The sequence below is a fragment of the Brevundimonas sp. genome (assembly GCF_030704825.1).
Lineage (GTDB): Bacteria > Pseudomonadota > Alphaproteobacteria > Caulobacterales > Caulobacteraceae > Brevundimonas.
The window spans coordinates 1-17,687 of sequence record NZ_JAUYNX010000009.1 but is presented as its reverse complement, the minus strand read 5'-3'; the positions used below and the strand labels follow the sequence as shown (position 1 = coordinate 17,687).

Genomic DNA, 17,687 nt, shown 5'->3' with positions numbered 1-17,687 from the left:
TCACCCGTCCAGATGACCGGGCATCGCCAGATGCCGGCGCAGAACATCGAAGAACCGCCGGTCGGACCGCGCCGCCCCCAGGCCGATCGCATGGGCGACAGCCCACCACAGCAGGCCCAGCCACCAGATCCGCAGCGCCAGGCCCAGCACCAGGGCGATCGTGCCCATGGCGATGGCGTAGTCGCGCGGCATGCCGGCCATCAGCACCGGTTCGGCCAGGGCCTGGGCCACCGGCAGCTCCCACCCATCCGGCCGCGGGTCCATCACCCGATCTCCGCGCCGCCGGCGAAGCCGAAGAAGTCGAGGAAGAAGGTCGAGGCCGCGAAAGCGATCGACAGGCCGAACATGATGCCCAGGCCGCGCCGCATCGAGGAGCCGTTCTCGCTCATGGCGATGCCGGCGCCGAAGACGACCACGGCCACGACGGCGGCGGCCTGGACCACCGGTCCGGTGATCGACTGCACCACCTGTTGCAGCGGCCCTTCCCACGGCATGCCGGAGCCTCCCGCCAGGGCCGGTCCGGCCAGCATCAGGCCGCACGTCATCGCTGCGCCGAACAGGCGGCGCCCAAGTCTCCATTGCATGATCTGCTTCCTTTGTTTCAGCGCAGGTCACCGCGCCGCGACTCATTGCAAGCAGATAAAATCCCCGCCTGTCAACGTCATTTGATCAAATAATTTCAACGACTTGTATGCGACTTGCTGACGACTTGGTTTAACTCGGCAAACGACTTTGCCCGGGTCGTGGCCATGACCTTTCCCGACCCGTCCGACGACTTTCGGCGACGTTTGACCAAACCTCGGCAGCGCCGGACTTTGGCCGGCCTCCCTTCCGATATCCACGGTTCAGAACAGCCGGTCCCGGCGATCGGACCGTCCCTTCAACGGGGACCCCGCCTTCGGATCCGCGCGCTTCACAGAGGCGCGAACGACGGTGTCGATTCGCGGGCCTCCCTGTTGTCGATGGCGTCGGGCGCAGCCCTGACCGTGCGCCTGGTCCTCCCGGCGTTCGGAAGCGGCAGTTCGGCGCGCGGGGGAACACGCAGGGCTGCGCGCGCCATATTCCCCGGCTGGGCCTGGCGACGGCCGGACCAGAACGAGCCCGTCCCGGCGCTCCATTGCCCAAGGCCGTGGACGGCCGTCTGCAGACGGTGCGATTGATCGCCTTACCCTGTCGACCGCGTCAATGATCGGCCAGAAGATCGGCCAGAAGATCGGCCAAACTGGCAAGGCGGAGCCTTCTGTAGCCTCAAACGCCTTACATTATAGACAGTGCCGGGATATGGGTGGCGGATCACTCCACGCCGAAAGATCGGCCAAAATGCCAGAAGTTCCCGAGTCTCCAACCCGTATCGAGCCCGCTCGTCTCGAAACGCTCCCGGCGAGGATCGCCGATCTCGTCGCCGACCTCGCCGCGCGGTCGGCGGAGCTCGGCGTGGGCCTCCATCCGAAGACCGCGCGTCACCTGGCCGATCTCGTCCGGATCATGAACACCTATTACAGCAACCTGATCGAGGGCCATAACACCCGTCCCCGGGATATCGAAAGGGCGCTGGCCGGGGTCTCCGATGCGGACAAGCGGGATCTCCAGGCGGAGGCGGTCGCCCACTATCGCGTTCAGCAGGAGATCGATCGCCTGGCCGCCGATCACATGCTCCCCGATCCCGCAGATCCCGCATTCCTGCAGCGTCTTCACCGTGACTTCTATGCGGATGCGTCCGAGGCCATGCTGACCATCAAGGGGGCTCGCCACACCTTCCTCATGACGCCCGGAGAATGGCGCCGTGGCGCCGACCAGGATGTCGAGGTGGGCGATCATCTCCCGCCCGCCTCCGAGCAGGTGCCGGCGTTCATGGCCCATTTCCATCGCCGGTTCGCCTTCCAGCCGGCGCCCGGAGAGGAGCTGATCAGCGTGGGCCCGGGCCGGTCCAGCCGGATCGTCGCGATGGCCACCGCCCACCACAGGTTTGCCTGGATCCATCCGTTTCCCGACGGCAACGGCCGCGTTGGACGGCTGATGAGTCACGCCATGGCGCATGAAGCCGGAATCGGGGCTCACGGACTGTGGTCGATCTCGCGGGGACTGGCTCGGGGCCTTGATCCGGGACCGGAAGGACGGACCGAGTACAAGCGTCACATGGCGCGAGCCGACGAGGTCCGCCGCAGGGACCGTGACGGGAGGGGGCATCTGTCCCTGACTCAACTCGAGTCCTTCACCACCTGGTTCCTGGAGGTTTGTCTCGAGCAGGTCCGGTACATGGGAGAGTTGTTCGAACTGAACGGCCTGTCCGACCGCCTCACGAAATATGTTCTGATCTCGGGTCTCCCGGCGGAGGCCAACGCCCTGCTTCAGGAAACCCTCATCCGGGGAGAACTCGACCGCGGCGAGGCCGAGCGCGTGACCCGCCTTCCCGAACGCAGCGCCCGGCGCATCCTCAAGGAACTGACGGAACGCCAGCTCCTCGTGTCCGATACGCCGAAAGGACCCGTCTCGCTTCGCTTCCCGGCCGATACGCTCGACGTCCTGTTTCCACGCCTCTACGCCTAGCGATCACGGACGCGGGGCCGGGTCGCCGCGCGGGATCAGGCCAGCTGACGGCGACGCCGCCTTGCTCCAGCATGATCGGACTTTTGTCTTCATCCCTTCTCCCCAGACCCGGCCAAGGTTCCAAGGCTGGTCGTTTGGCAATACGGGAGTTTGAACACTCCGGGTGCTCAAACAGCGGGTCTGGAAAAGCCAACATCGCCTATCTGATCAGCCACCCTCGCCCCATGGCCGAAGGGCTGCGCCCGCGCCGCAAGGATATCGCCGAGGAGTTCCGGCGAGGCTTCGTCGGCATGACGCAGGCGCCGGTCAGCCTCGACGAACTGATCGCCGCGCGGGAAGCCCTGATCACGATCATCGTCGATGACATGCCGACCGCCCATCGCGAATTCCTGGTCGGCTTCAAAACCGGCGAACCGGATTGGGACCTCATCGGCCTGCCGGGCATCGCCGACCTGCCGGCGGTGCGCTGGAAGCAACGAAAGCTGGACCAGCTCGCGCCCGACCGGCGCGACCACCTGGTGGAAGGGCTGCGCGCCGTCTGGCCGTCGTAAAGCGGCGCTGCGCCCGGGACGACCACGCCGGGACATTGGCTTCCTGACCGACCGGTCCGGCGCGTGGCCGCGCCCGGCATCAAAAGGCCGCGGCGGCGAAGCGCTTCTCCCGGCGTCGCGATGTCAGCGGTCCACCAGGAAGCAGCATAGCGCCGGCGCGCTCTGTCCTCACGCGAGCGGCGTCAGCAGGTAACGATCCGCCTCAAGACCTTCGACGCCGAGCACGGCCTCCACCCGTCGGCCCTCGGCCGTGCGCCGGATATGCACGATCCGGTCGACCGCCTCGGCGATCGCGCGCCGGGGCGGCCGGGCGACCACTTCGATGAGCAGATCTTCCACCCGCCGCAGGACGTCCCCGGCCGAATTGGCGTGGATCGTCGACAGACCGCCGGGGTGGCCGGTGTTCCAGCTCTTCAGCGTCTCGAGCGCGGCGGCGCCGTCGCGCATCTCCCCGACCACGATCCGGTCCGGGCGCATCCGCAATGCGTCACGCACGAGATCGACCACGCCGATGGCCACCGGGGCGCGCCGGGTCAGCACCGGGACCACGTCCCAGGCCGAGCACTGCAGTTCCGGCGTATCCTCGATCAGGAAGACCCGGTCCCCGGCGAAGGCGGGTTCGGCGAGCACCGCATTGGCCAGGGTGGTCTTGCCCGAGCCGGTGCCGCCGGAGATGAGGATGTTGCGGCGTTCGGCCGCCGCCTGTCGCAGCGCGTCCGCCTGGGCCTCCGTCATCACGCCGTCGCGGACATAGTCGGCCAGCCCCCAGATCACCGCGGGGCGTTTGCGGATCGAGAAGGCCGGCGCCGCGACGATCGGGGGCAGCAATCCCTGGAACCGTTCGCCCGTTCCCGGCAGGACGCCGGACAGACGCGGATCCTCGCGCGCCACCGTCTCTCCGACATAGTCGGCGATGAGCTTGATGGCGCGCTCGCGCGCCTCGGGCGAGAGGGACTGGCCGGTGTCCTGACGCCCCTCCCCGCTCCGGTCGAGCACCAGGCGACCGTCCGGGTTGGCGAGGATCTCCACCACGGCCGGCTCCTCCAGGGCGGCGAGGACCGTCGGCCCCAGGGCGTGCCGCAGCGCCTCCAGCTTGCGCTCGGCGACGATCGGGTGGGTCGCCATCAGTTCGGCGCCTCAAACGAGCGGGGCTCCCGCGCCGGTCCGGGCGCCGCGTCGCGATCGGACCGGCCGGCGACGATCCGGGCCGCCGTGGCGTCGAGCAGCCGCTCGATGCGCCGGTCCACCGCCGCCTGCACCGTCGGATCCTGATCCACGACCGCGTCCGGCAAGCGCAGGAAGAAGGCCCGCGCCACCTCGATCAGCAGCTCCTGGATGATCTGCATGTCGCGCGCCGTCGAACGCATGTGGTCGCGCAGCGATCGTTCGAGCCGCAGCAGGCGATCCTCGGGATCGGCCTGCGGGCTCTTGAGCAGGCCGCGCGCAATGGCGCGTCCCGCCGCCTGGCTCAGGGGCATCCGCCCGCTGCGCGCCTCCCGGTTCAGGCCCGAGACGATCTTGGGGTCGTTGAGATAGACCTGCACCCGGCTGGTCTGGCGGTTAGTCCTGGCCATCGCTCAATCCTTGAAGTTGGTCGAGGGCGGCCTGCTGGGCCGCCATCTCCTGCGCCACCCGCCCGTAGATGTCGGCCGCCCGCGCCGCCGCCTTCTTGTCGTCCATGGCGGCGGCCACCTCCTTGAACAGGGGCAGGCTCGCCGCCGCGTCCTCGCCGAGACTGCGCCGCCCGGCCCACGGATGCGGACGGCGGCCCGGCGTGTCGACACGGCGTGCCTGGTCCGGCGCCGGCGCATCGGCCCGGCTGCGGAACGGTTCGCGCCGGTCGTACAGAAGCTTGTGTGTGCGCAGCGGGCGGCAGCCGGCCACGAAGACCAGCTGCCGGTCGTCCGGCAGGGCGCGGATCTCGCCCGGCTCCAGCAGGGGCCGCTCGACCTCCGCCCGGGAGACGGAACTCCGGCCCGAGGCCAGGCCGGCGGGCGAGCTGCGGCTGACGCGCGTCTCGGTCACCGACCCCGTCAGCCTGGACACCTTGTCCTGGGTCAGGGGATCCAGCGCCGAGAAGGCGGTGTAGACGGCGCAGTTGTCGAGGATGGTGTTATGGGTCCCGTAGGTCTCCACGATGTCGTTCAGCGACTGGGCCACGAACATCGCCTTGACCCCGTAACCACTCATCAGACGCAGCGACTTCTCGAAGAAGGCCAGCCGCCCCAGGAGCGGAAACTCGTCCATGACCATCAGAAGCTTGTGGCGTTTCTCCCGGCCGGTCGCGTCCCTGGTCTCCTCCGCCGTGAGGGCCTGGGCGGCCGCATAGAACATCAATCGCACGAGCGGCCGCAGCGCGGCGGCGTCCGCCGGGGCCACCTGGACATAGAGCGACACCGGCGCCTCGGCGCACATCAGGTCGCCCAGGGCGAAGTCCGACGCCGAGAGCACCCGCTCGACATCCGCTCCGGCCAGCCATTTGAGATAGGAGCGCGCCGTGCCCTGGACCGAGGTGCGGAACCGGTCGTGCATCGCCGCATAGCCCTTGACCGCCGTGCGGATGAACGGATGGGTCCGCGGCGCGCCGTCCGGTCCCCGGTCGTGCAGGGTCCTGACCATGACATCCACCGTCTCGTCGAGATCGGCCAGAAGCTCCCGCACCTTGAGCAGTGTCTTGTCGTCGTCGGCGGCGACATGGAGGACATGCAGGATCACCGCCTCGAGGATCTCCGACGCAGCCTTGTCCCAGATCGCCTCGTCATCCCGCGCGCCGCCGGGATCGGACAGAATGGCCACCAGCCGCTGCACCTGGGCGAGTTCGCTCGCGCCGGGCTGGATTTCCGCCAGCGGGTTCCAGCGCGTGGACGCCGGATCCCGGGGATCGAAATAGAGGGCATGCGAGAACCGGGACCGCCAGCCGGCCGTGATCCGCCAGAGCTCGCGCTTGGGATCGTGCACCAGCACGCTCTGCGGCCACGACAGCAGGGTCGGGGTGACATGGCCCCGCCCCTTCCCGCTGCGGGTGCCGCCGGTCACCAGGGTCGGCCGAAGATCGGTCGTCGCCAGCAGCCGTCCCCGCAACAGGCCGAGCACCGCGCCGGCCGGTTCGAGCAGTCCCGCGCGGCGGGCCTCGGCCAGTCCGCCCCAGCCCCGGACCCGCCGCACCGACCCGTCGCCGCCGACGAGTGAACCCAGGCCCAGGCCGCCGGCGGCGCCGAGCAGGATCAGCGGCGCGCCGCGCGCCAGCGCCGTCTGGGCCTCGTCCCCGAATTCCACGCGCCACAGCAGGATCGCCCAGGGCGGATAGAGGGCCAGGTCGGGATGAACCCGCAGCGCCGGGCCCAGCGCCGAGGCCCAGTGATAGGTCCAGGCGAACAGCTGGGTCGCCGCCTGCAATCCCAGCAGCAGCCCCAGACCGAACAGGACGACCCGCGCCGGCACCTCAGCCGTCCTCGTCCGGAGAGTCCCGCCGATCGCCCACGACGTCGAGGACGAGCAGCGGCGCGGCCTCCATGCGGCGCTGGTGGTAGGCGACGAGCGCCTGTCGCAGCGCCGGGGTCGAGCCAGTGCCGGAGAGACGCAGTATCGCGACGGCCTCGGCGTCGCGGTCGCGAAAGATCCGGCGCTCCGCCGCCTCAAGCGGCCGCAGCTGGCGGCCGACCCGGTCGAAGGCCTCCGCGAGGACCTGATTGCCCGTCCCGCGGACCACGCGGTCGAGAGACTCGGCGAGCCGCTGCTCCGGCGCGGCGGTCGAGGGGACGGGTTCGTCGCGGTCGTGGACGGCCGCGATCAGGTCCAGGCTCGCCGTCAGGCAGTGAAGGCGGAAGGCGAACCGGTCCCTGACGAGGGCCGCGTCCATCCGCGGCGCCAGATAGCCACCGTACGGAGCCCGTTCGATCAGGCCCTCGCCGCAGAGCCACGCCAGCGCTTCACGCACCGGCGTCGTCGACAGCCGAAGCCGCCGCGCCTCTTCTACAATCACCACGGGCGTACCCGGCGCGAAGGCGCCCTGCTCCGACAGCCGCCGAAGACTGTCGAGGGCCTGAAGGAAGGGATCACGTCTCCGGGTCACCGCCGGCTCCGGGAAAAAATGGGGGAGCCCGGACTATCGACGGGGATCGGGACGCTCGCCAACGGGTTGCACGTCCATTCCGTCGGGTTCGCCACATAACGTCGACATATCCGCCGCGGTCTGTCGGCTCTTCCGCCGCTTTGTGGCGGTTTCAACCTTGCTGTGTACGGAAACGAAAGGTTGAGCGTTGCTCCCTCTGGCGTCCCGTCGCACCATCCCCGGTTTGAGAGGTTTCGCTGATGAGTGGAGTTCCGCCTGACCCGCCGCGTGATGGAGAGTTGCTGTCGGCGGCGGTCAAGGCGGTGCGCAGACATCGCGGCCTCACCACCGCCGAGGTCGCGGCCGCCATGAACATGGCCCTGAGGACCTATGAGCGTTTCGAGTCCGGCGCCACCCGCCTCAACCTGGATCATATCCACAGGTTCGCTGCCGCGACGAACAGCGATCCCTATGCGCTCATCCTGGCCGTCGTGATCGGCTCGCCCGAGTTCGCCCGACGCAGCGCGGACAACAAGATGGCCACCATCCTGACCATCGCGGTGCAGCGGTTCGACCGGACCATCCAGGATCGCCTGCTCGACCTCGATGCGCGGACCCTGATCGCGGCGGTCACAGGCATGTTCGACACCCTGCTGGACGGCGATGAGACCAGCGAACAGGCCCAGGCCTGGCTCAAGACAGGCGCGGCGGAGTTGCTCGCCACGCGACCCAAACCGGGCCGCTGACCCTGCAATATACTCCAGATATAGCTTTTCAGCCGGTCAGCCCGCGCGCTCACTCCCTGCGCCACATCCGTGGCGATCACCCCAAGGAGAGACTGCGATGACCCCCACCCCCAAGCTGCGCCTCGTCACTCTCGGCAGCGCCAAGGCCCTGACCCGTGACCTGACGGGCGGCCAGTATATGGAGATCAACGTCTTCGACAGCCGCAAGCCGGCCTGAGCGAAAGCGGACGGTCGCCGACGGCGATCGTCCGCAACACGCGGCGGATAGACGAATGACGGTCCAACTCTGGTGCGCTGACGGCGTGTTCCTGGCGCAGGTTCGTGAAGACATCGTGATGCTGGATGTGAACGCCGACCAGTACCACTGCCTTCTGGATGCGGCGGAATGGATGGTTGTCGATACGAGCGGTTCCGTCGTGGTGCCCGACACGGCCGCTGCAAATGAACTGCTGTCCGCGGGCATTGCCGTTGGTGAACGCCCTGGGCCGCCACGACGCACATCAGAGGCGGCTCAACGGGAGTTGGCGCCAGCGTCGTCCCCTTCCAAATGGACTCTATTCCACACCGGATTTGCGCTCGCCACTGCGACGATGGCCTTCCGGGATAGAACGCTTCGTCAGATCATCGAAACTTCGGCTCCGTCCTCTGCCCGGCGCGGACCCGTTGGCGACGCTCGTCTGGACAGGTCCGTCGCTGCCTTTCGAGGTGCGCTCCCTTGGGTCCCTTTCGAAGGGGAATGCCTGCAGAGAGCCTTCCAGCTCAGACGCGTCCTGGCCGGCAAAGGCATCCACACCGACTGGATCTTCGGGGTGCGGACCTGGCCGTTCGCTGCACACTGCTGGCTGCAGATCGGCGACCTCGTCATCGCTGACACCCTCGAACGCGTGGATCGGTACACGCCAATAATGGTCGCCTGACGGTGGGCGACTACCTCATCGTGGTCCGACGTCCGGACGATCCCGAGGCGAAAATCCTTTCCGCTGAACTCGCACAGCTCGCACGGTCCAAGGGCCTCGTGGTGTCCGATCTCAACGGTCGCGCGTGGCTTGGGGTCAAAGGGCCAAATGCGCCAAAAACGCTCGCGGTTGGCCCCTGGACCCTGGTCGGCGACGTGTTCAACCGGCAGCGGCCTGTTCTCCCCGCCGGGGTAAACGATCCCGACGACTATGAGCGCAAAATGTTCGCCCGCTTCTGGGGCCGGTACGTCGGGGTACGGTTCGGCGCCCAATCCCAACTGGCGTCGATCCTTCGGGATCCCTCCGGCGCGCTCGAATGCATCACATGGTCGCACGAAGGCCTGACGATCGTCGCCTCGGATGCACCGGATTGGCTGGTCCGAACGCTCCGACCGTCTTGGCGCATCAATGTCGACAGGCTATCGCAGGCTCTGCTGGACCCCTTCCTCTCATCGGGCCCTCTGCTTCTGGACGGTCCCGTCGCCGTCGGCCCCGGAACGGTGCAGCCCCTACCCCTGTCCATCCCTGCCCGATCCCTCTGGCGACCGGCCGACGTCGCGCATCGCAGCCTGGGCCCGCCACCCTCCCTTGAGGACGCAGCCGCTTCGATCCGCGCCGCCATAGACGAAGCGGTTGCGGGACTGGCGAGCGTTTCAGGGCCCGTCGCCGCGGAAGTGTCAGGCGGACTGGACTCCAGCCTCGTGGCCTCAAGCCTGACACGCAGCCCTTCTATCCACGTCAGCCTCTGGCTCAACGCCTATGGCGCGACACCGGAAGCAGATGAACGCGCCTATGTTGCCGCGCTTGGCGAGGCCTTGGGGATCGTCCCGACCTGCGTGCCACATGTCACAGGCGCCATGACGGAAGCCTGGCTGGAGCGCACGTCCCAAGGCCTTCGTCCCGGGATCAATGCTCTCGACCGTCCTCACGACATGGACTGGGCCGCGAGGCTGCACGACGTCGGCGTGTCGGCCTTGATGACTGGCAAGGGTGGAGATTCGATCCTTCTGCAAAGCTCCACCAGCGACGTATTCACCGATCTCTGGCTGGCGCGGGGCTGGCGCGCCCTCTTTGCACCCGATGTCCGGCGACTGGCTGCGGAAAACGAGATCTCGGTCTGGTCGATGATCCGCCAAGCCCGTCGCCACGGCCGCGAGGGCCAGAGCCTTCCAGTGCGAGACGAGGGCCTTCTTGTCCCGCACCGACAACCCGTAGCGCATCCCTGGCTCGCCGACTGCGACGGGTTCGGACCCGCCAAGACGCTTCAGATCGCGGGCGTCCTGGACAGCGTATCGCGACATGGGCCCTCGATGCTTACCGAAACCGTGGATGTGCGGCACCCGATGTGCGCCCAGCCCGTGATCGAGGCGTGCCTCGCGATCCCGACCCCGCTCCTGACTTTCGGTGGTCGCGACAGAGGGCTGGCGAGGTACGCCTTCCGGGATCGACTGCCGGGGGCGATTATCGAGCGCCGGTCGAAAGGCGACATGACGCGAATCTACGCCATGATGATCCTGGACAATCTCGCCGTCTTGCGGCCCTGGCTTCTGGACGGGCGGCTGGCGGCGCTCGGGGTCCTCGACCGCAGCGCCGCCGATCAGCTTCTGACTCGCGAGAGCCTGATATGGCGCGGCGCCTATTCCACCATCATTGTGGCTGCGGCGTTTGAGGGCTGGGTCCGGGCATGGGAGCGACGTCTGCAGCCTCCGGACTGATGATCGACGACCCCGGCAGGGTCCGATCCAGCCAGTCGAACACTTGACCGTAAAGGTCGCGCAGGTTGGCCGGGCTGAGAACGTGGTGATGCTCTCCCCAGTATGTGACGAGCCGCGCCGTTCCCCCTTGTCGGTAAAGGGCGCTGAACATCCGTTCGGACTGCGACATCGGGATGAAGTCCCTGTCCGCGGTGATCAGCATGACCGGTGCGGTGATCCGGTCCGCCGCAAGATAGGGACTGTGTTCGATATAGGCTTCCGGGTTGGCCCAGGGCGGCTCGGCAAGCCCGCCCTGCCCAACCTCCACGTAGCCTTGCTGGTTCATCATCATAAATCCGTCCTCGGGCATCAGTCGGGTCGCGGGGATGAACTCCCCCCATTCGCCGAACCAGTCCGACATTCCGGACGAGGCGATATAGGACTGGTAGCGCGCCGATCGCGTGGCGACGGCCAAGGCCGTGTAGCCCCCGAAACTGTGGCCTTGAATGGCAATGCGGTTGCGCGGCAGGTCGGGATGGGCGGCCAGGGTCGCATCAACCGCCGCATCGACACTTCGGACAAGGAAGTCGACTGCCGTCGTCCCCTCCTCGCCTATCGGAATCGACGGCGTCAGCACCGCATACCCCGCGCCCGCCATCACCACCGCCCGAAGGCCATAGGTGAGTGTCTGCGGTCCGGACCAGTCGCCGGCATCCACAGACCCGGGATAGACTTGGACCACGAGGCCCTTGATCGTTTCGGACCCGCTCAGCGGGGGCAAAAACAACCAGCTCCGCGTGGGGCGGCCCCGCGCGTCCAGATGATCCACCGCCACCGGCTTCACGAGGGTGACGTCGGCCCGCCCCGCGTTCACCCGATCCAGGTCGTAGACGCCTGTAGGAGTCCTGAGGCGCAGGGTCTCGACGAGTTCGACGCGGTCCAGAACCAGCGCTATTTCCGAGGACACGGCAACCACCCGGGTTCCCTCACCATCACCGGGACCGACCCGTCGCACCTCGCCCGCGCCCGTCAGGACGAGGCTTTCGCCTTCCGGTCCGAGCGTGGCGACCCAATTCTGACGCGGCGCGTCATTGACCTTGAGCCGAAACGGCTTCTCGATATCGCTGATCTCAACCTTCCGCGCCAGCAGGTCCGGCGGTCCCACGCGTTGGAGGCCTGTCGACCCCGCAGCCCACAAACCGCCATCGGCGATCAGAAAAACCGCATCCCCGGTCACGGCGGCGATCTGGGAGGGAACGGAGGTCAAGTGGCCGGTCATCGGGGCCGGTCGTTCACCTGCCGCAAGCGCGTACCAGTCGAAACGCTGTCCGTCCTTCGGGCGCGCATACACAACCGGGGTCCCACCCATCCACTCCGCCCGGACGCCCCTGAGAATGTCGGCTCCTCCGCCGGGCGTCAGCCCGTCGAGCGGCACTAGGGCTGCGCCGGCTTGATCGACGTGCATCAGCCTGCCGTCAGTCCAGTCCGTTCCGTCCCGACGCGCCCACACAAGAAGGCTGCTGGAATTCGCAGACCATCGCAGGAGGTGGGGCGCCACATCGAACGCGTCCATGGGCCTGGCGACTGCGTCGTCAACCAGGTTGATGATCGCAAGCCGCTGGCGGATCGAACCCTCCGCCTGAACGATGGACTCGGGCCGGATAGCCATGCGTTCTCCGCCCAGGAGCACGGCGATCCGCCGCGCATCCGGGGACACCGCGAAGTCAGCGATTCGGCCCTCGGCCAGCGTCCGGCGTCCGCCAGTCCGAAGATTGAGAGCGATCAGAGCCTGGACGGCGTCCGGGGTTTCCGCCGTCGCCACGCCGCCTTGGGTCTCGACGACCGTGCGGGAAGGCTCTCGGCCGAGCGCGGTGCGCTCCCAGGCTTGGGTCGCCCGGACCTGGCTCCCGCCGTAGTACCGCAGGATACCGGGAAGGCTCCCGTCGGGCCGGACAGTTAGTGCGACCTCATCGTCAGATATCCATTCCGCCGCCGCGCCGGTCAGCGGGATCTCGGGCGTCAGGCCGGTCCACTCAACCGACCGGTCGACGAGGGTGACAATCCCGATCTGCAGACGGGCGTCCCGAAAACTGTAGACCAGCATTCGTGCACCTGACGGCGACCACGCCCCGCGCAACAGCCCCACAGGTTCGCTCGGCAGGAGACGCTCCGGCGGAGCCGCTGGCCTTTTCAGGTCAACAAGCCAGAGGTCGGTGATCGCCCAGGTGGAGCGGCCCCCAAAGTCGAACCGGGGGGTGGTGTCATAGGCGCCGCGCTTCTCGTAGACAGCCCATGCGCCGTCCGGCGCGATGGAGGCTCGGCCGAATCCTTCCAGCGTCACGATATCGTCGACCCGAAGAGGTCGTGACTGGGCGAAGGATGACGACGCCAGACACGCGAGCGCCATGACCGCCCAGACAAGGCGGCGAGGGGATCTGAACATGGCTCGCCCTCACCAGCGCCGGGTGAGTTGAAGCGCGACGACACGTCCGAGAAGTCCGCCCTGTCCCGGATCGAATCCGTATCCGGACGGCGCGTCGTAGAAGGGCGGATCCTCGTCAAACAGATTCTGAACGCTGAGGGTCAGACGCAGACCCTCAAACTGGCCCGACGACGGAATCCAACTCGCCTGGGCGTCGACTGTGTTCCAGCGTTCGATCGTGGCGCCGACACGATCCTCGTAGTCGTCAACGTGGTTTGCGTGCACGCCGAGGCTGAAGTCGCCGCGTGACCACACGGCGCCGACGCGGGCTCGAAGGCGTACCGGATAGCCAATCAGGCCCGCGACCTGTCGGACCGCCGCCGCAGGCGTGGGCCGGGTCTCATAATCAAGGATGTAGGAGGCGGAGGCCTCGAACGTGACAAGACTGTCGCCCACTTGGAGTGGGTAGGCCCCGGACAGGTCAAAGCCTTTCACCCTGACGTCGCCGGTGTTGACCCAGCGCGCGTCAACGATGGCGGCGTAAGATGCGACCGGAAAGAGAGGAGAAAAGCCCGGCAGGCTTGAATAGCTCTGGACCAGCGCCAGGTCGGCGGCGTTCGTGCCCGGGTTCACGAGGGTCACGAACGGCGCCAAGGCCGCGTCGCTGAGCACGCCGAAGAGATTCTCGGCGACGGGCTGGGCGATCCGGTCTGTAAACCTTGTGTCGAAATAGTTGGCGCTCAGATTGAGCCGTCCTCGGGGTCGATAGTCGAAACCAAGCGTGAGCGTCTCGGCGGTCTCCGGCTCCAGGTCAGCATTGCCGCCGACCAGGAAGAGGGCCAGCGCGGAGCTGCCATCGGCGCGGGTCAGGAAGGTCCCGAATGCGCCGGCGGCGTCATAGATCTGCGGCAAGGACGCCGCTCGAAAGGAGGTTCCCCACGAGGCGCGAAGACCCAGATTCTGGATCGGTGACCAGACCACCCCGACCTTCGGATTGGTCGTCGAACCGAAGTCATCGTACTCCTCGTAGCGGCCGGCCAGGGAGACTTCCAGACTGCGGACCCCGGGTCGGGCGTTGTCCGGTCCGATCAACGGGATACGCGCTTCGGCGAAGACGGCGTTGATGGACCTTTCACGTTGGGGGCTGGGACTGAACCTGGGCGCGGCGGTCGAAAGGAACGACGTCACCTCGGTGTCGAACGTCTCCTTGCGGACCTGGGCGCCGAGAGCGAACTGCAACGAGCCGCCGGGCAATGTCAGCAAAGGGCCCTGGACCAGAAAATTGGCCGATGACGCGCGACTTCGGTCGCGAGCTTCGGAGAACCCGGCGCTGATGAAATCGAGAACGGCGCGCGAGTTCGCGGACCCGCTTCCGAAAAGATTGGCGTACCCATCGACGCTTGCGCGAAACGACGTCGTCGGATCATCGGCGATCGTGCCCAGCGCTTCGTTCAACAGGCGGCTGTTCACCCGATTGTAGACCCCGGCCAAACCACGTTCCTGTGCAAACGCCAGATAACCGTCGAGGGACCAGTCGGCGTCGAACGCATAGCGCGCGCCCAGGGTCGCGCCGACGCTTTCCGAGGTCCCCTCTTGGCGTGTCGGACCGAGGTCGCCGAGGAAGGAATAGCCGATGGTGTGCGACGCTGCGCCCGTGGGCGAGACGAAGAACGGATTGGCTTGGGTCACGGTGAAAACGCCCGCGTTTGCCACGCCCGCAACCTCATACGCCCGTCGGCTGTAGCGGAGGTCGGCCGTGGTCTCGAACCGTTCGCCGAAGGATTGCCGCACGCGGCCGTAGACGCTGTGTCGTTCCAGGGCCGGGACGAGGTCCGCGCCCAGCATGGAAGACTGAAGGTTGGCGCTTCCCGCGATGAAATCCGCAGGCGTCTGCGCGGTGCCGCTTGCATTCGGACGGATGGCGAAGCGCGACACAAAGGCTCCGGCCGCAGCGTCAAAAGAGAGAATATTGCCTGGTGAACTGGACAGCCCCCGGCGATCGGTTCCGCCGAACGGGCGCAGGTCGCCGTCGGCGGTGTAGGGTCGATCGCGCGAGTTCAGGGCATTGGTCGTCTGGTACTCGTAGGAGATATAGGCGGAGCCCGACGACCAGGCCCGGCCCGCCACATGCGAGGCCATGACGTCCTCGGCGCCGCCTTCCGCCGCGGCGACCCGCACCCGGCTTTCCTGTCCCTCGAACGACGGGCGCATGATCACATTGACCACCCCGGCGACGGCGTCGGCTCCATAGAGCGCCGAGGCTCCATCCAGCAGCACGTCAACCCGCTCGACCGCCGCCGACGGCAGGGCGGAAACGTCCGCGAACTCGCCGCGGAACCCTGTCCCGGCCAGCCGACGGCCGTTGACCAGAACCAGTGTCGATGCGGGTCCGAGGCCGCGCAGGTTCACACCCGTCGCGTAGACGGAATTCGAACCGCCCCTGTCGGAGCCCGCCAGTTGCACGACCGGCGTCGCCGAGCCGGCGTAGTTCTGGGGCAGGTCGGCGAGCGCCTCCGCGACCGTGCCGAACCCTCGCCGATCCAGGGCCTCCCGGTCCAGAACCACCACCGGCGAGGCCAGGTCGCCCGAGGACTTCAGGAGCGTGCCCGTGACCACGACCTCATCCAGCTGGGTCACGGCCTCCGCGCTTTGGGACGCTGTGCTTGCACGGCGCAGGAAAATGACGCCGGGGCGGGTCTCGGACCAGGCCAACCCCGAACCCGTCAGCAACCGGTCGAGCGCGCTGGCCGGCGCGTACCGCCCGCGCAGGCCGTCGGTCCGCAGCCCCGCGACTAGGTCGCCGGAGAAGAAGATCTGCTGGTCCGACTGGGTCGCGAAGAGGTTCAGACCATCCCGCAGCGACCCGGGCGGAATGTCGAACTCACGCGCGGTCTGGGCGCAGGCCGTCGTGCTCACGGCGAGAACACAGGCCGCCAGCGCACTGCCGGACAGAAGGCTGAAACGACTCATATCTTGGCTCCCCTCAACGCCACGCGACGTCAGAGGAGAGACGGTTCAGACCCCGGGTAACCCCGGAGAGGTTTCTCAATTATTTTTTCGCGCCGTCAGGCGGACGGATCCGTCCGGACCCGGAGAAGCCTCCAGGTCAAACACCTGCGAAGCCGTCGAGACGAAGGCGTCGCGGTCCCCGGTCCTGAACACGCCGTTGACCGGGACGGCGTCGAGCGACGTGGCGTCCAGTTCGATCTTCGCGGTCAAATACCGGTTCACCTCCGACACGGCCTGGCGCAGGGGCGTGTCACGGAACACGATCCGTCCGTCCGTCCAGCTGGTTTCGGCCGGAACGTCGGCGATCCGGGTCGCGACCCCTCCGGAGGTGACCTTGGCGTGCTGGCCGGCCGCCATCCGCTGCGCCGCCCTCCCCTCGCCCGGCGCCACATCGACCGCTCCCGACACCAGGGTCACGCTCACCGTCGCTCCATCCCTTCGCACGTCGAACACCGTGCCGACCGCCGTCACCTGTGTCGCGCCCGCGTCGACGATGAACGGACGGTCCCGATCGTGCGCCACGGTGAAGAGCGCCTGGCCGCGCTCCAAATCCACCAGGCGACGATCGTCAGCGAAGCGGACCCTGATCCGCGACGCCGTATCCAGCCGGATCGATGACCCGTCCGCCAGCTGGACCAGGCGCTGCTCGCCCACCCCCGTGACGAAAACGGTCCGGCTCTGCTGCCAGGCCCAGGCGCCGATCGCCAAGGCCGCCGCCGCGCCGACCGCGGCCAGGCCCAGCAGGGTCCGCGGCACACCTCGAGACGAGGCCGCGCCCGCCTTGCGCGACATCGCCGCCTCGAGCGCCCGGGCGATTTCAGGGTCATCCGCCACCTTGCCCGTGTCGGCCCAGATCTTCTCGACGCGCCGATACGCTTCCGCGTTCGCCGGCTTCGCCCGCCAGGTGAAGAAGTCCTCGATCGCGCCGGTGCTGACGTTGCGCGCGCCCAGACGGGCGTGCCATGCGGCCGCTTCGGTGTCCGCGGTTTCAACCCGGACCTTCGGGTTGGTCATGATGCGCCCCATCTCTAGCGCCGAAGCTGGGCTGCGCAGTGAGCCAGGGCCTTGGTCATGCGCCACTCAACGGTTTTGGGACTGATCCCGAGCTGCTCGGCGATCTGGCTGTTCGTCAGACCGCCGAACCGGGATAGCACAAAGACATCGCGAAGGGGCACTGGCAAGCCGAGGACGAGCTGCTTCGCCAGCACTTCATCGGCCTGGGCGGGCAGTTCATACCCCCAGCCGTGCGACTGGCTGATTTCGGAGACATGGCGCGTACGGTGAAACTGCCGAGCGCTCATATCCGCCGCTAGGTTGGTGGCGATGCGCATCAGAAGGGCCTGAGGGTGCTGTATCTCGCGGGCGTCCCGATATGGGGTGAGCCGAAGCCAAGTCTCTTGAAGAAGGTCTTCCGCATCCAGCGCGCCATAGCGCCGGATCATCTTACCTTTGAGCCAAGCCGAGTAGCGCTGGTAAATATCAGCGAGAATGTCCGGGGACTGAGAAGCGCGAGGAGGTGGAGCTGACACTGCACATACCGAGGGAAGACAAATCAGTCTCGAAATGATGAGCAGTATATTGCCAGCTGTATAGCACCTTTTCCAAGTTGGCGGGACGGACGACCCATGCGGTATGGATTGGAAGGCCCGCTTGGGGAAAAGCATTTTGAAGTTTCGGACCGCGAGGGGCTGGTCGCAGCAGGCGCTTGCCG

General features: G+C 67.4%; 15 protein-coding genes. 5 read left to right on the top strand and 10 right to left on the bottom strand.

The genetic code is table 11. The features are described from left to right. Nucleotides 1-264, bottom strand: coding sequence for a VirB3 family type IV secretion system protein (locus tag Q8Q71_RS03405; protein ID WP_305758234.1), 264 nt, complete (start codon nt 262-264; stop codon nt 1-3). Further along, nucleotides 264-584 carry a TrbC/VirB2 family protein gene (locus Q8Q71_RS03400; RefSeq protein ID WP_292062131.1) on the bottom strand — a complete coding sequence of 107 codons (321 nt, stop codon included), beginning with the start codon at nt 582-584 and terminating at the stop codon, nt 264-266. Before Q8Q71_RS03400 ends, Q8Q71_RS03405 begins: the two co-directional genes overlap by 1 nt. Before the next feature lie 601 nt (nt 585-1,185). On the opposite strand from Q8Q71_RS03400, the gene Q8Q71_RS03395 reads away from it, so the two are divergent. Together Q8Q71_RS03395 and Q8Q71_RS03390 are read left to right on the top strand one after the other, a co-directional pair. Next, nucleotides 1,186-2,547 (top strand): Fic family protein, encoded by a 1,362-nt coding sequence (locus Q8Q71_RS03395; protein ID WP_305758233.1) that lies wholly within the window; start codon nt 1,186-1,188, stop codon nt 2,545-2,547. Nucleotides 2,548-2,618: 71 nt separating this feature from the next. Then, nucleotides 2,619-3,098 (top strand): hypothetical protein, encoded by a 480-nt coding sequence (locus Q8Q71_RS03390; RefSeq protein ID WP_305758232.1) that lies wholly within the window; start codon nt 2,619-2,621, stop codon nt 3,096-3,098. A gap of 168 nt (nt 3,099-3,266) precedes the next feature. Here Q8Q71_RS03390 and trbB read toward each other — a convergent pair whose 3' ends face one another. From trbB to Q8Q71_RS03370, 4 genes are read right to left on the bottom strand one after another with little or no spacing between them, the layout of a single operon-like run. Continuing rightward, nucleotides 3,267-4,223, bottom strand: a complete 957-nt coding sequence (trbB, locus tag Q8Q71_RS03385; protein ID WP_305758231.1) for a P-type conjugative transfer ATPase TrbB — start codon at nt 4,221-4,223, stop codon at nt 3,267-3,269. Continuing rightward, a complete protein-coding gene (locus tag Q8Q71_RS03380) occupies nt 4,223-4,672 on the bottom strand; it encodes a hypothetical protein (RefSeq protein WP_305758230.1) in 450 nt (149 codons plus the stop codon). The genes trbB and Q8Q71_RS03380 overlap by 1 nt, the downstream gene beginning before the upstream one ends. Continuing rightward, on the bottom strand, nt 4,659-6,539 hold the full coding sequence (locus tag Q8Q71_RS03375) for a type IV secretory system conjugative DNA transfer family protein (RefSeq protein WP_305758229.1): 1,881 nt from the start codon (nt 6,537-6,539) through the stop codon (nt 4,659-4,661). The genes Q8Q71_RS03380 and Q8Q71_RS03375 overlap by 14 nt, the downstream gene beginning before the upstream one ends. A gap of 1 nt (nt 6,540) precedes the next feature. Beyond that, a complete protein-coding gene (locus Q8Q71_RS03370; protein WP_305758228.1) occupies nt 6,541-7,170 on the bottom strand; it encodes a GntR family transcriptional regulator in 630 nt (209 codons plus the stop codon). A 239-nt stretch (nt 7,171-7,409) separates the two neighbouring features. Between Q8Q71_RS03370 and Q8Q71_RS03365 the strand changes: the two genes are divergently transcribed. The 3 genes from Q8Q71_RS03365 to Q8Q71_RS03355 all read left to right on the top strand — a co-directional run bounded on the left by Q8Q71_RS03365 (nt 7,410) and on the right by Q8Q71_RS03355 (nt 10,566). Further along, entirely contained in the window at nt 7,410-7,895 is a 486-nt protein-coding gene (locus Q8Q71_RS03365; RefSeq protein WP_298748139.1) for a helix-turn-helix transcriptional regulator, read from the top strand. 272 nt (nt 7,896-8,167) lie between these two features. Further along, nucleotides 8,168-8,812 (top strand): lasso peptide biosynthesis B2 protein, encoded by a 645-nt coding sequence (locus tag Q8Q71_RS03360; protein ID WP_305758227.1) that lies wholly within the window; start codon nt 8,168-8,170, stop codon nt 8,810-8,812. A 2-nt stretch (nt 8,813-8,814) separates the two neighbouring features. Beyond that, entirely contained in the window at nt 8,815-10,566 is a 1,752-nt protein-coding gene (locus tag Q8Q71_RS03355) for an asparagine synthase C-terminal domain-containing protein (protein ID WP_305758226.1), read from the top strand. On the opposite strand, the gene Q8Q71_RS03350 is transcribed toward Q8Q71_RS03355, so the two are convergent. The 4 genes from Q8Q71_RS03350 to Q8Q71_RS03335 form a co-directional block, all read right to left on the bottom strand. Next, on the bottom strand, nt 10,499-12,988 hold the full coding sequence (locus tag Q8Q71_RS03350) for a S9 family peptidase (protein ID WP_305758225.1): 2,490 nt from the start codon (nt 12,986-12,988) through the stop codon (nt 10,499-10,501). The two genes, Q8Q71_RS03355 and Q8Q71_RS03350, sit on opposite strands and share 68 nt — an antisense overlap. Nucleotides 12,989-12,997: 9 nt before the next feature. Beyond that, nucleotides 12,998-15,883, bottom strand: coding sequence for a TonB-dependent receptor (locus Q8Q71_RS03345; protein ID WP_305758224.1), 2,886 nt, complete (start codon nt 15,881-15,883; stop codon nt 12,998-13,000). A gap of 129 nt (nt 15,884-16,012) precedes the next feature. Continuing rightward, on the bottom strand, nt 16,013-16,990 hold the full coding sequence (locus Q8Q71_RS03340; RefSeq protein ID WP_305758223.1) for a FecR domain-containing protein: 978 nt from the start codon (nt 16,988-16,990) through the stop codon (nt 16,013-16,015). Nucleotides 16,991-17,004: 14 nt separating this feature from the next. Next, nucleotides 17,005-17,640 carry an RNA polymerase sigma factor gene (locus Q8Q71_RS03335; RefSeq protein WP_305758267.1) on the bottom strand — a complete coding sequence of 212 codons (636 nt, stop codon included), beginning with the start codon at nt 17,638-17,640 and terminating at the stop codon, nt 17,005-17,007. Nucleotides 17,641-17,687: the final 47 nt, after the last annotated feature.